The organism is Wolbachia endosymbiont (group A) of Rhinocyllus conicus, from assembly GCF_947250775.1.
In the GTDB taxonomy this organism is placed as follows: Bacteria; Pseudomonadota; Alphaproteobacteria; order Rickettsiales; family Anaplasmataceae; genus Wolbachia.
Map to the genome: position 1 here is coordinate 276,499 of NZ_OX366349.1, position 12,210 is coordinate 288,708.

The 12,210-nt window shown below is 35.1% G+C and carries 13 protein-coding genes and 1 tRNA gene; 9 read left to right on the forward strand and 5 right to left on the reverse strand.

Going from position 1 to position 12,210, the window contains the following annotated elements; all coding sequences use genetic code 11:
* Positions 1–91: 91 nt before the first annotated feature.
* The 4 genes from OOK92_RS01375 (at position 92) to OOK92_RS01390 (ending at position 4,239) form a co-directional block, all read left to right on the forward strand.
* Positions 92–232 carry a hypothetical protein gene (locus OOK92_RS01375; protein WP_264736007.1) on the forward strand — a complete coding sequence of 47 codons (141 nt, stop codon included), beginning with the start codon at positions 92–94 and terminating at the stop codon, positions 230–232.
* Positions 233–335: 103 nt separating this feature from the next.
* Positions 336–1,733: an ankyrin repeat domain-containing protein gene (locus OOK92_RS01380; protein WP_264736008.1), complete on the forward strand. Its 1,398-nt coding sequence runs from the start codon at positions 336–338 to the stop codon at positions 1,731–1,733.
* Between the two features lie 819 nt (positions 1,734–2,552).
* Complete coding sequence (era, locus tag OOK92_RS01385; RefSeq protein ID WP_253309588.1) at positions 2,553–3,437, forward strand: GTPase Era; 885 nt, start codon at positions 2,553–2,555, stop codon at positions 3,435–3,437.
* A complete protein-coding gene (locus OOK92_RS01390; RefSeq protein WP_406722605.1) occupies positions 3,430–4,239 on the forward strand; it encodes a 3'-5' exonuclease in 810 nt (269 codons plus the stop codon). Before era ends, OOK92_RS01390 begins: the two co-directional genes overlap by 8 nt.
* A gap of 53 nt (positions 4,240–4,292) precedes the next feature.
* Here OOK92_RS01390 and OOK92_RS01395 read toward each other — a convergent pair whose 3' ends face one another.
* Complete coding sequence (locus OOK92_RS01395; RefSeq protein WP_264736009.1) at positions 4,293–5,594, reverse strand: lipase family protein; 1,302 nt, start codon at positions 5,592–5,594, stop codon at positions 4,293–4,295.
* A 337-nt stretch (positions 5,595–5,931) separates the two neighbouring features.
* Between OOK92_RS01395 and OOK92_RS01400 the strand changes: the two genes are divergently transcribed.
* Both OOK92_RS01400 and OOK92_RS01405 read left to right on the forward strand, forming a co-directional pair.
* Positions 5,932–7,944 carry a WD0745 family porin gene (locus OOK92_RS01400; protein WP_264736011.1) on the forward strand — a complete coding sequence of 671 codons (2,013 nt, stop codon included), beginning with the start codon at positions 5,932–5,934 and terminating at the stop codon, positions 7,942–7,944.
* A 24-nt stretch (positions 7,945–7,968) separates the two neighbouring features.
* A complete protein-coding gene (locus OOK92_RS01405; RefSeq protein ID WP_264736012.1) occupies positions 7,969–8,145 on the forward strand; it encodes a hypothetical protein in 177 nt (58 codons plus the stop codon).
* A 142-nt stretch (positions 8,146–8,287) separates the two neighbouring features.
* On the opposite strand, the gene OOK92_RS01410 is transcribed toward OOK92_RS01405, so the two are convergent.
* Complete coding sequence (locus OOK92_RS01410) at positions 8,288–8,437, reverse strand: hypothetical protein (protein WP_264736014.1); 150 nt, start codon at positions 8,435–8,437, stop codon at positions 8,288–8,290.
* On the opposite strand from OOK92_RS01410, the gene OOK92_RS01415 reads away from it, so the two are divergent.
* A complete protein-coding gene (locus tag OOK92_RS01415) occupies positions 8,407–8,697 on the forward strand; it encodes a GIY-YIG nuclease family protein (RefSeq protein WP_253309591.1) in 291 nt (96 codons plus the stop codon). The genes OOK92_RS01410 and OOK92_RS01415 overlap by 31 nt on opposite strands.
* A gap of 60 nt (positions 8,698–8,757) precedes the next feature.
* Here OOK92_RS01415 and OOK92_RS01420 read toward each other — a convergent pair whose 3' ends face one another.
* Both OOK92_RS01420 and OOK92_RS01425 read right to left on the reverse strand, forming a co-directional pair.
* Positions 8,758–9,714, reverse strand: coding sequence for an IS5 family transposase (locus tag OOK92_RS01420; protein ID WP_264735368.1), 957 nt, complete (start codon positions 9,712–9,714; stop codon positions 8,758–8,760).
* Entirely contained in the window at positions 9,699–9,827 is a 129-nt protein-coding gene (locus OOK92_RS01425; RefSeq protein WP_264735543.1) for a hypothetical protein, read from the reverse strand. Before OOK92_RS01425 ends, OOK92_RS01420 begins: the two co-directional genes overlap by 16 nt.
* A 205-nt stretch (positions 9,828–10,032) precedes the next feature.
* Here OOK92_RS01425 and OOK92_RS01430 point away from each other — a divergent pair, with 205 nt between their 5' ends.
* Together OOK92_RS01430 and OOK92_RS01435 are read left to right on the forward strand one after the other, a co-directional pair.
* The gene (locus OOK92_RS01430) at positions 10,033–10,839 is read left to right on the forward strand and encodes a DUF2163 domain-containing protein (RefSeq protein WP_264731267.1); all 807 of its coding nucleotides are present in this window, start codon (positions 10,033–10,035) and stop codon (positions 10,837–10,839) included.
* Between the two features lie 31 nt (positions 10,840–10,870).
* Positions 10,871–10,957 (forward strand) — tRNA-Ser (locus OOK92_RS01435).
* Between the two features lie 108 nt (positions 10,958–11,065).
* On the opposite strand, the gene OOK92_RS01440 is transcribed toward OOK92_RS01435, so the two are convergent.
* Complete coding sequence (locus OOK92_RS01440) at positions 11,066–12,121, reverse strand: class I SAM-dependent methyltransferase (RefSeq protein WP_264736015.1); 1,056 nt, start codon at positions 12,119–12,121, stop codon at positions 11,066–11,068.
* Between the last annotated feature and the right edge of the window lie 89 nt (positions 12,122–12,210).

Here is a 12,210-nt window from a genome sequence, read left to right on the forward strand (position 1 = left end):
ACATTATTACAGCGCCACTTACAGCAATATAGAGTCAAAACTCGCTACTCGGGGCTTCTTTTGCCTTTTTTTTCATTTGGTAAATTTCTTAATGTTTATAGCTCAAAGAGAGGTGTCATTCCAGCACTTGATGCTGGAATCCAGGAATTTTATCAAGTATAAAAGTTATGTTAAAATGCACCATTTATGGAAAACTAGATCCCAGTGTCTGGGCACTGGGATGACATCATAGGGGCGCTGGAATGACACCCTTTCCTAGATGGAGATAAATTACAATGTTTGTACAGTTATGGGATTGCGCAGTGGATGCAGTTTAACATAAAAAGCTTTGCTTTTTGAAATTTTGGGTTATACTTAGCTTAAGATATTCCAGTGGGAGGTTTATTGTTAATAGAAAGGAAGCTTTAAAAATATTAGGCTTTAGTCCAAGTGATAATCCAAGTGAATACGAAATTAGAAAAGCATATAGAAAATTAGCTCTTGAATATCATCCTGATAAACATTCAGGTGAGAGTAAGGATGTGCAAAAACAAAACGAGGAGAAATTTAAAGAATTAGGTGTTGCATATAACCTTTTCACTGGAAAAGATACGGAAGAAGTTACAAAACTGACTGATGAAAATTTAGATGAAATTAATTCTCCTGAAGATTTAAAGTTTTATCTATATGAGGCTATCTCAGAGGGAAATACAGCATTTCTGAAAAAACTTTTTTCCAAGTTCAAGAGCAGTAAAGATGGAAAATTTGGTGATTATATTAATGATAATATATATGCCTATCCAGCACTGATGCTTTCTGTGCTTAAAGGGGGGGGGAACATTAAAATTATAAAGCTACTCTTGGAAAATGGTGCTAATTGTAACGTACAAGACGAATACGGTGACACTGCGTTACATCAGGCTTGTAGTGGCTGTTATGATGAAGTTGTAGAATTACTCCTGAAACATGGTGTTAACCCTAATATACAAAGAAAAAATGGTGACACTGCATTATTTGCCCATATTATGTTTGGGTTACCCCGTAATGCGGATAGTAAAATTACGGAACTACTTCTGAAACATGGTGCTGATCCGAACATAAAAAACGATAACGGTGATTCTACATTATACTGGGCGTGTTATCGCAGGAATAGCAAGGTTGTAGAGTTGCTATTAAAGTACGGTGCTGACCCTCTTGCCAACAGTAATTCTGCACTATACTCAGCATTTCTAAAGGGGTACAACGAAATTATAGAGTTATTACTGCAATATCGTGCAGACCCTAACGTTATATTAGGTAGTGCTTGCAGAGGAGGTGACGTTGATCTTGTAGAACTGCTTTTAAAATATGGTGCAGATCCTAAAGGAAAGGTTTATGACCGTGATACGGGTGGCCTAATAGAGCTAACTTCTGCATCTTTCGGAAACAGTAAAGTTAAAGTGCTACTAGCACAATATAGTGGTGTTGAGAAGCACTACCTGCGTAATCGAGCAATAGAAACTCTGGTCTTTTGCTGTTTTGCAGCAGGTTTTACTGCCTTGGGTGTTATGTATTCCCCTTGGTGCTTTATACCAGCAGTAATTTGTACAATCTTTACATGTCTTGCTGTAAGAGGTATTGTGAAGGCAGCATTTCTCACAGAAACAAAAGAACCTTCTCCTGAATTTGCTGAAGTTATTACTGAAAAAGTAGTAACTAATGTTGGGCTAAATGCCGAGGACAATTCTAAAAGAATTGACAATGCATTAGCTTAATCACAACTGTACGAGAATTGTGATTTAAGAGCAATCTCCACCAAGAAGGGTGTCATTCAAGTAGCTGACACTGGAATAACGTCCTCCTTTGTCATCCAAGTACCCTCTTCTTGTCATTCCAGTGCTTGGCACTGGAATGGCTTTGTTGCATCGCTAGCTATGATGGATTAAAGATAAAAAAGATGGAGAATATCAGTAGCTTATTATTCTGGTATTTATAACAAGAACGGTCAGTGAATACCTAAATTTGAGTAAAAGAAATTTCACTACCACTCACTAATCCGGCTAAAATTCAAGAATTTCAATGCTTTAGCTATTTTCAATAGAATTAAGTTTATTAATATAAATAATAAATTACTATTCTTAAATTTGATCAGATTGATTGCAAAAAAACAAGATTTTCAATAGGTTGCTTATAATCCTAGCTATAGTTAGCCTTTCATAAGTAGCGATGCAACAAAGCCCACTGGAATCCAGGAATTTTATCAAGTATAAAAGTTATGTTAAAATGCACCATTTATGGAAAACTAGATCCCAGTGTCTGGGCACTGGGATGACATCATAGGGGCACTGGGATGACATCATAGGGGCGCTGGGATGACACCCTGACAATCGTCATCCCGCTACGTGTTAGCGGGATCTATGCTAAGAGATACCACGGCGGTATGACGGTTCGCGGCGGTATGACGTAGGATTGCTGTCATTCCGCTACGTGTTAGCGGGATCTAGAGATACCGTGACGGTATGACGTAGGGGTTGCCGAGAACTTGTCATTCCAGTGCTTGACACTGGCATCCAGTTTTCTTTATAATTTCCTTTGTGAAAGAACAAAAGTGCTTATTTGTAACCATAGCTGGCTTACCAAATGCTGGGAAGTCTACATTAATTAACAGCATCATAGGCAAGAAAATTGCAATTGTTACACCCAAAGTGCAAACAACAAGGACGCAAATAAGGGGTATTGCAACATGCAACAACACACAAATTGTCTTTACTGACTCCCCAGGAATTTTCTCAGCAGAAACAAAACTTGAAAAAGCTTTAGTCAAATCTGCATGGTCAGCAATCAAGGGTGATGACATCACTTTGTTACTTGTTGATGTAAGCAATTATTTGAAAAATATAGAAAGAATTAAGACTATATTTACGCGGCTGCAGCGCACAAAAGGCAGATGCATTTTGGTTATCAATAAAACTGATTTGGTAAAAAGGCCAGAACTCAAGATGGCGCATGAGCATCTGAATTTGCTTTATAAATTTGAAAAAGTTTTTACGATATCAGCATTAAAGAATGATGGACTTTCTGATTTGATGAATTACTTGTCTGAAGTTGCACCGGTGAGCCCTTGGTTTTATGAAGAAGATCAAATAACCGATTCCTCGACAAATTTTTTATCAGCAGAAATTACGAGAGAAAAATTATTCTTGAACTTGCGTGAAGAATTGCCATACTCTACAGCTGTTATAACTGAACAATTTGAGGAAAAAAAAGATAAGAGTTTAGTCATCAAGCAGATCATATTCGTGTTGAAAGATAGTCATAAAAAAATAGTGCTAGGGAAAGATGGCAGTAATATTAAAAAAATTAATATCGAAGCACGTGCTGAACTAGAAAAATTATTTGAGTGCAAGGTTCACCTCTTTTTGTTCGTAAAAGTGCGACCTTGGATCGACCGTCCTGAGGAGTATATAGGCAATGCTTAATTCTTTGTTAGTATTTGATATTGAAACTATACCAGATGTAAATTCCTACAAAAATTTACTCAATATTAGTGATGATAGTAGTGTAGAAGAGAAAAGGGATGCATTAACAAAATACCACCTGGAAATAACAAACGGGCAAAACTCTTTTCTGCGTCAGCCCTTCCACCAAATTGTAGTTATCAGTTTTTTACTTTGCAATATAAGCCACCAGAGCGGTTATGAGGTGTTCACACTGCAAGAAATAAGATCTGGAGGCACACTAAATTCCAGTGAAAAGGAGCTAGTGAAAGGATTTTTTAACTACATATCAGAGAAAAAGCCAAGATTAGTTTCGTTCAACGGACGCACTTTTGATATACCAGTACTGAAGTATCGTGCTATGATCCATGGCATTCAAGCAGAATACTTTCATAAAGCTGGTGATAAGTGGAATAGTTACAATCAGAGATATAGTAGTGATTGGCATTGTGACTTACTTGAAACCCTCTCTGATTTTGGAGCCTCTGCAAGAGTAAAAATGAACGAAGTTTGTGCAGCATTTAACCTTCCTGGCAAGATTGGAGTTGATGGGTCACAAGTTATGGGCTTATACGATAGCGGCAAGATACAAGAGATTCGAGATTATTGTGAAACAGATGTGGTTAATACTTATTTGATTTACTTAAGGTTCATGCATCATCAGGGAAGGATCACTACTGAAAGCTACAACAAAAGCGTGGAAGAGCTGCTTTTAGAGTGCGAAAAAAAAGAACATCTAAAAAAATTTAAAGAGGAATGGTTGTGGTGGAAATTTTTATATTGAATTTAAATGAATAGATGTTATGGAGCAATCTAATAATTGCTCCATAGTAATAGTTATAAACTCCTTGCAGTAGACAAGTAATTCTCATATGCTATCTTGCTTTGCACAACTTCTGCTTGTTCAATCTGAGAAGAATTTTTATTTTTTACTTCTTCGAAAAAATTTGACCCACCAAAAATATAATTTACTGCATTGGCAGCGTAATATTGAGCATTACCTAAAACTGCAGAGTTAATTTGACTTAATGCCCTAACGGGATAGTAAAAGAGAGATACGTTATTATTTGACTTGAAATCACTTTCATCCATTACTTTAACAGCTTCATGATAACCATCTATTTTATGAAAAGAATATCCTTCCGGTGCTGATATTCTTAATTGTGCACCTACATGAGCATAACCAAAAAGACCAGGTGATACTGCTGGAACTGGATCTTGTCTATGTTGAGTTACTCTAATGGTTTTTTCTTGAAGAACGTCATTATAAAATTTACTAGCAGTAAGGTCAAAAACTCTTGGATCACCAAAAGTTGCAACATGAATATCTTCAGCTCTTTCTGTTTTATTAAGACATAAAGCAGCTATCTTAGCAATCGCCCCTCCCATGCTGTGACCTGTGAGATTGATTTTAAAATCTTTGATTTCTGATCCTTGTTTTTCAGCATGAGATTTCAAAATGCCATAAAGATTAGGCCATGAATCCGTAAATGAGTTATAAAAACCACGATGAATTCTTCCACCGTCAGGTAAAAGTTCTGAAGTAGTAAAAGATGCATTTAGATCAGTAATTACATCGTTTAAACCATGGTTCAGACGAGTACCATGGTAAGCTATTGTTATTTCTTTACCTTTTATGAAAACGTGACCAGCATCTTCCTCAAAACTATTACCAAATGGAATAATTTCATAACCTTCGCTAATAAGTTCAGCTCTGGTTTTATACATTTTTTCAGGTAATGGAATAATTTCATAACCTTCCGTAGTAACTTCAAATCCAGTTTTGTATACTTCTTCAGCTAAGGTGTTGCATCTTTTTTCACTTAACTTATTGTCGTCATCACCATAGCTTATTTTAGAGAAATTACTCATTTCTAATAATTTCTCTTTATTAAACCCTGCAATTTCTACAATACTTTCATCTATCTTGTGAGAAGAAGGTAAAGAATGTGGTTCATTTGGGTCAGCAGGATTTATAAACTCATAATCTTCAATGATCTCAAACTCATCATCCACCTTATATTTGCCGTTATCTGCTAAGATGGAGCTTGATTGTTCAACATCACCTAATTGTGAATCTATACTACTTGCACTAGTACCTGTGGTGCTAAACCAATTGCGTAAAAAACTAAAATCCATAACTACCTCAATCTACTATCAGCTAAACAATTTATTTAACTATAATGTAGATTGATATTATTGTCAATAGTATTTTCTATAATCTTTCTATTGCTAGAATAAAAAAATTTTACTTCCATAGAATAAATAGTAGAGTTATAATGCACCAGCAGGCAAAAAATATTAACCTTTGTGCTAAATTTTGGTTAATATAAACGTTAGGCATATTAAAAAAGTTGTTTTTAAGGTGTTGCACTTTACTTTTGTTTTCGCTATAAGATTGCTTTAAGTTGAATTTTCAACATTTTTATATATTTACATTTAAGACAATGATTTCGAAATTTTTTGGGGGCACTTCATGAAAAAATCTATTTATACTAGAACTGCTCTAGTTTCTTTATTAACTTTATGTTCTTTCAGCAGTTTTGCAGCTGACTTTCCTGATGAGAGTATGAAGGAAATAAAAAAGCAAGAGAGCACAAAAACTTCTGGAAAAACAGAAGTTATGAAAACATCAAATAAAAAACTGAAAGAAAAGATGGACAGAATATGTAATGCTGATCCAAGAAAAAAAGCTGAAGAGCTTAAGAAAAAAGAGGAGCTAAGATTAGCAGCCGAGCAGAAGAAAAAAGAGGAGATCAGGCTAGCAAATGAGAAAAAAGCAAAGCTTATAGAGGATTCAAAAGCGAAAGCTCTAAATGCTAAGAATTCTAATATAGAAAAAGGTAAAGTTTCAAAAACTAAGGCTTCTAAAACTAAGAATGCTAAAATTAAAGCTAAAGATGTAAAGAAGGATGTAAAAGTTGTTAACAAAAATACAGAGGAAAAAGGTAAGGCAAGTCCTGTTGTTTCAGTTGGTGGAGTTGATATTATCGACACCAACCAAGGAAAAGATGGCTTAAGAATAACTTTTGGTGGTGTTGTTGATGCTCAAAGCTATGGCAAAGCAGGGCCAAGTGGTGAAGAGTATAAACGTTACAACGTTATGCTAAACAGATCTATAGAGTATTATACTGCCCCTCAGGATAAGATACAAGGAGCAAATCCCGTATTCCCTAGTGGAATAGGAAATATTGGTGATTACAGCAACGATATGGGTATGACTGCTGATGCGATATTACACCTCAGAGCAGAAAATAAAAATGAAGATTTAGGTCTTCTTTATGGTGCTGACGTGCAATTTCACGTCCCAGTTACAGAAGGCAAAGGGGCTTCACAGGGTGTTTACGCTGCAAGGAGCAGGAGTGCACATGTATTTTTAAATTCAAAACATGGTGATCTAAAGCTTGGTTATCAATTTGGTCCTGAGGCTCTGATGAGACTTGATGCAACAAGAATTGCAACTGTTGACGGAGCTGCAGATAGTGACTGGTTCAGAAAAGTGAACTTAGAAGGAAGCGCTGCGAGCTTTCCATTTTATGTAACACCACGTCTTTACACTGAAAGTTTTTCGAGTGAAAGTGAAAAATTCTCTTTCCGCATGGCAGGGAAATACAACAAAGATGTTATGACTACACTGCCATTTAGAGTTGCTTACTACTCACCAAATTATATGGGCGCAAGATTTGGTATCAGCTACTCACCTCGTTATGATAGTAGCTTGTTTACTGTAAAAGAAACAGTTCCTTTCAAGGATAGTACAGATAATGATAAAATAAAACATAAGGAAGAGATAAAACATGTCGGTCCAGACTATGAGCACATAATAAGTGCTGGTGCATCATATGAATATGACTTTGATAAATATAAGGTGAAAGTTAAAACTTCTGCAGTTGGTGAGTATGGTCAAGCGAAAAAACCAAGTAAAGATAAGCATCTTTATAAGGAATTTGTAGAGTACAATGACCTTATGGGTGTTAATTTGGGTGTAAGCGCTGATTATAAGATTAATGAGGATCAAGGCATAAAATTTGCTGCCTCTTTTGCATATCTGGGCAAATCTGGTCAACCAAAAGGTATTGAAATACTGACAAAAGATGCTAATAATAAAATTGAAAAATATGAACTGCTTCCTGATGCTAACAAAAGAATGGAAGGGCTGAAAGCTCAATTTGGTGAAGATAGTATGGACACCATGTATTGGACTGTAGGAGCTGGCTATCAATATGAGAATATCTACACAAGTTTGACGTACTTTGGTAGCAGAATGAATGATGGAGATATGCTTCACGATGGCGCACTTGGCGTTCAATATGATCTATCTCCTGCATGCAGTAAGAGCAAATTTGTTCCTTACGCAGCTCTCCATTATTTTATGACTAACGAGAAACAAAACGCAAATCATAAGATTACAAAAGCAGGTAGTACCACAGAAGAGGCACCTTCTAACCAAGGAATTCTCCTTCTTACTGGTGTGAAGTTTTCTTTCTAACCAGCTAGTACACACCACAATTTAATGTGGTGTGTATCTTATTTGTTAGTGTTTATTTGTCAATCAAATAAACATATAGTGTCCTCTCTCCTGTCATCCCAGTGCGTGACACTGGGATGGCTTTGTTGCATCGCTAGCTATGATGGATTAAAGATAAAAAAGATGGAGAATATCAGTAGCTTATTATTCTGGTATTTATAACAAGAACGGTCAGTGAATACCTAAATTTGAGTAAAAGAAATTTCACTACCACTCACTAATCCGGCTAAAATTCAAGAATTTCAATGCTTTAGCTATTTTCAATAGAATTAAGTTTATTAATATAAATAATAAATTACTATTCTTAAATTTGATCAGATTGATTGCAAAAAAACAAGATTTTCAATAGGTTGCTTATAATCCTAGCTATAGTTAGCCTTTCATAAGTAGCGATGCAACAAAGCCCACTGGGATCTAAGTTATATGCAAAATTATTACGTTTACATACTTGCAAGCAAGAATAATCGAACTTTATATACAGGTATAACATCAAATCTGATTAAACGAATCTGGGAACATAAGAGTAAAGTTATTTCTGGCTTTACATCAAAATACAATGTACATAAATTAGTTCATTTTGAAGAATTTCAAGATATAAATTCAGCTCTTAATAGAGAAAGACTGTTAAAAAGTTGGAAAAGAAAATGGAAGACTGATTTGATCGAAAAAGAAAATCCAAATTGGGTAGATTTATATGATAACATAGTCAGGTAAAATTAGATCCCAGTGGGCTTTGTTGCATAGCACCTTAAGCAGTGATGGTTTACGACAAATTTATGTAATGATTTCAAATTTAGCCATACCAATATCAGTGAATTTGTTGAGCAAATAGCACTTAATTAGTAATTCTTTTTCACGATTTACTTCAGATTTATTCCTAAAGCTAAATCCAAATACTTGCTTCAACCTTGAGAAAAATCCTTCTATGTAAGATCTCTTTCCATAAATTGCTTCCTTTTTCCACTCTTTTACACCATCTTGTCCATATAATTTTATTAACCTAATAGCAGCATTCCTGTCAGACATATAATCTATTTTTGAATGTTCTGCTGCATCCTTTTTTGGTAGAACTTTTGTCTTTATATCGTATTTCTTACACAATTTATAAAGTTTGTGCCTATCGTATGCCCTATCTGCATATAATGCTTTTATTTTGTGCTGAAAATTAACTTCTTCAAGCAAATCGCAAGCTCCATAGTGGTCAGAGTAGACGCCATTACTGTATCTTGCAGCTATAGCTTTTTTACTATTCACACTTAACATAACATGTAACTTTCTTACTTGCTCGTAGCTTCGGTACTTTCTATCTGCACTGTTTTCCTTACTGTGGCCAGGAGTGTTACTGTAAATGCTGATACTTGTGCTATCTATGATAATTTCAATATTTTCCATGTTGCTTTTATCAACCCTGCAATCATTTATCTTAATATTAAGTTTTTTAAACCTTCTTGATGCTTGTGAATAGCTGATAACTGCCAAATTTTTTCCTATTTGTTGCAGATATCCTTTTATAAACCCCACCGTTTGTCTTAACCCAATTCTAAAAAGATTGACAATTATATGCACCAAAATTACGACTTTATCACTGTAAATATAGTTGCCGCCCTGCATTTTTGGACTATTTTCATACCAATTTTCGATAGCTTCATCGATGTAACGAAAAATATTTCCCCTTTTTTCAAGGAATTTGTTATATTCGTTTTGGTTACTGACTTTCATTTTCTGTGGCATATTTTTTCTTCAACAGTTAAATGGTTATTTATAATGAATTTTGTCAGTAGCCACCAGATTTTTTCGGTTGCTATGCAACAAAGCCATCCCAGTGTCACGCACTGGGATGACACCCTATGGTTACTGGGATGACACCCTATGGTTACTGGAATGACACCCTATGGTTACTGGAATGACACCCTATGGTTACTGGAATGACACCCTATGGTTACTGGAATGACACTCTATAGCTACTCAGATGACGGGAAAAGAACACACTGGCTTATCTACTAGCCGTATAGCTACTTTCAAATTCAATCAATTAAACAGGAGGCCCCTATGCAAACCACACTAAAAAATCATTTAGCTGGAGAATTACTTACCACCGCTACGTGCTGGAAATTAAAGCTCGCAGGTGGAGAAGTAATGGGATTCACTGACTATGATGAAGATTTAAATATTAATAATATACTCTATAAATCTTCAAGTGGATTTACAGCAAGTAGTATAATATTAAACAGCGATTTAAAAACTGATAATCTAGAAATTGAAGGGATATTAAATAGTGGTGATATTAAAGAAGAAGATGTTTTATCAGGAAAGTACGACTTTGCAAATATTGAAATATTTCTTGTGAATTATAAAGACTTGACCCAGGGAACAATGAATCTACATTCAGGAACTTTTGGTAAAGTGACATTAAGTAGTGGAAGATTTATTGTTGAAATTAGAGGGCTCTCAGCAAAGCTTGAGAGAAGCATAGCAGAATTATACTCTCCTGCATGCAGAGCACAATTTTGCGATGATAAATGCAAAGCCGATACTAAAAAATTTAGTAAAATAAGTACAATCACTAAAGTAATAGACGAAAGAAGATTTGAAGACACGAATTTAACTGAGAGTGATGAATATTATAAGCACGGAGTAGTGAAATTCTTTGGCTCAACAGCATTTGAAGGTATAGTAAAAGAATATAAAAATAAAGTAGTTACATTGTTTACTTCGCCTTCATACCAAATTTTTGCTGGAGATAAATATTCAATACTCGCAGGTTGCGATAAAACATTTCCAACTTGCAGAAGCAAGTTTAACAATACTGTAAATTTTCGTGGTGAACCCTATATACCAGGTTTTTATATTGTTTAGCAGCACAATTTTCAATATTATGAATATGCATGGAAAGGTGGCTGAGTGGTCTAAAGCACACGCTTGGAAAGCGTGCACATATGAAAATATGTCGGGGGTTCGAATCCCCCCTTTTCCGCATATTACTTCTAGAATAGTATAAAACCCGCTATGTCAGCCTCCTTTTACCCCACTTAGGTATGTACCAATATACCTAATTTTGTTACAACATTCCCAACAACATAAATTATTTTAGCAATGCTATCAATAGCATTGCTTTAAAAAGAGTGCCCATATTTTCAGTCAACCTTAAGAATTCACTAAAGATCCTATTCTTTTGTTCATCACTTGCGCTTTTCATTAAAGCCTGGGTTCTTTCTTTTATGCCAAAAAGATATAAAAATTCTCTTTGAGTTAAAATCTCGCAATCTACGTGTTTTAATGAATCTTTTAATGCTTGAAAGTTCACAAGTGCAGTAATATCACTATTACCAACATTCTCAAGAAAATTAGCATACTTATGTTGTTTTATCGATTGCAAAGTGCTCTTATATGCGGGGTATACATAACCGTAATCTATAATCAAAGCAGCTCCTTTATTATTATGTATCTTCTTCTCAAGTTTTTTTAATATTTCAACCCCAGTTGAACATATTTCCACCACTGCACCATCGAAACCCCCTGTCATGCAAGTAGCTGACACTGGAATCCATGATTCTTTTTTTCTGGATGCCAGTGTCACGCACTGGCATGACACCAAGAGACTGCCATCATCTTGTTTTGTCACCATATTTTCATACCACCCCTCATCACGATATACAAACTGATCTATCGGAAGAGCGTCAAAGAACTCATTTGCTAAAAAAATGGTTGGTTGTTCTGGTAGGTTGTCAATATCTTTGTGCCAATTAACACCTAAGCCTTTTAATTTTTCCTTTTGTATCTTCCGTAAAGTAGGGCTTATTTCAACTAAGTGGATCAACATTGAATTAAAAAAGCTGCTGTATTTTTTAGTGACTCTTATTATATCGTGAATGAGTGTTCCTTTGCCTGGCCCAAGTTCAACTAGAGAAAATTTTGATGGCTTTCCTAATTTTTCCCATGTATGCATTATCCAAACTGCAATTACTTCACCAAATAATTGGCTGATCTCAGGTGCAGTAGTAAAATCACCATCCTTACCAAGTGGTAATCTACTCGTATAATAGCCGTATTTTTCATGGTACAAAACGGCATTCATGAAATCACTGATGGATATTGATCCTTGACTTTTGTCAATTAATTCGTGTATATAAGTGAGCATGTTATTAATAAATGTTTAACTATAGCGTGCCATAATGTAAAATAGTAGAGTATTTATATATATAGTATAAACTTAAGTTTGTGAGTAAT

What these genes read in the sequence shown, in the direction of transcription:
- OOK92_RS01400 (WP_264736011.1), top strand. Translation starts at nt 5,932, where the DNA reads ATGAAAAAATCTATTTATACTAGAACTGCTCTAGTTTCTTTATTAACT.
- OOK92_RS01375 (WP_264736007.1), top strand. Translation starts at nt 92, where the DNA reads ATGTTTATAGCTCAAAGAGAGGTGTCATTCCAGCACTTGATGCTGGAA.
- OOK92_RS01440 (WP_264736015.1), bottom strand. Translation starts at nt 12,121, where the DNA reads ATGCTCACTTATATACACGAATTAATTGACAAAAGTCAAGGATCAATA.
- OOK92_RS01420 (WP_264735368.1), bottom strand. Translation starts at nt 9,714, where the DNA reads ATGCCACAGAAAATGAAAGTCAGTAACCAAAACGAATATAACAAATTC.
- OOK92_RS01415 (WP_253309591.1), top strand. Translation starts at nt 8,407, where the DNA reads ATGCAAAATTATTACGTTTACATACTTGCAAGCAAGAATAATCGAACT.
- OOK92_RS01390 (WP_406722605.1), top strand. Translation starts at nt 3,430, where the DNA reads ATGCTTAATTCTTTGTTAGTATTTGATATTGAAACTATACCAGATGTA.
- OOK92_RS01395 (WP_264736009.1), bottom strand. Translation starts at nt 5,594, where the DNA reads ATGGATTTTAGTTTTTTACGCAATTGGTTTAGCACCACAGGTACTAGT.
- OOK92_RS01405 (WP_264736012.1), top strand. Translation starts at nt 7,969, where the DNA reads ATGTGGTGTGTATCTTATTTGTTAGTGTTTATTTGTCAATCAAATAAA.
- OOK92_RS01430 (WP_264731267.1), top strand. Translation starts at nt 10,033, where the DNA reads ATGCAAACCACACTAAAAAATCATTTAGCTGGAGAATTACTTACCACC.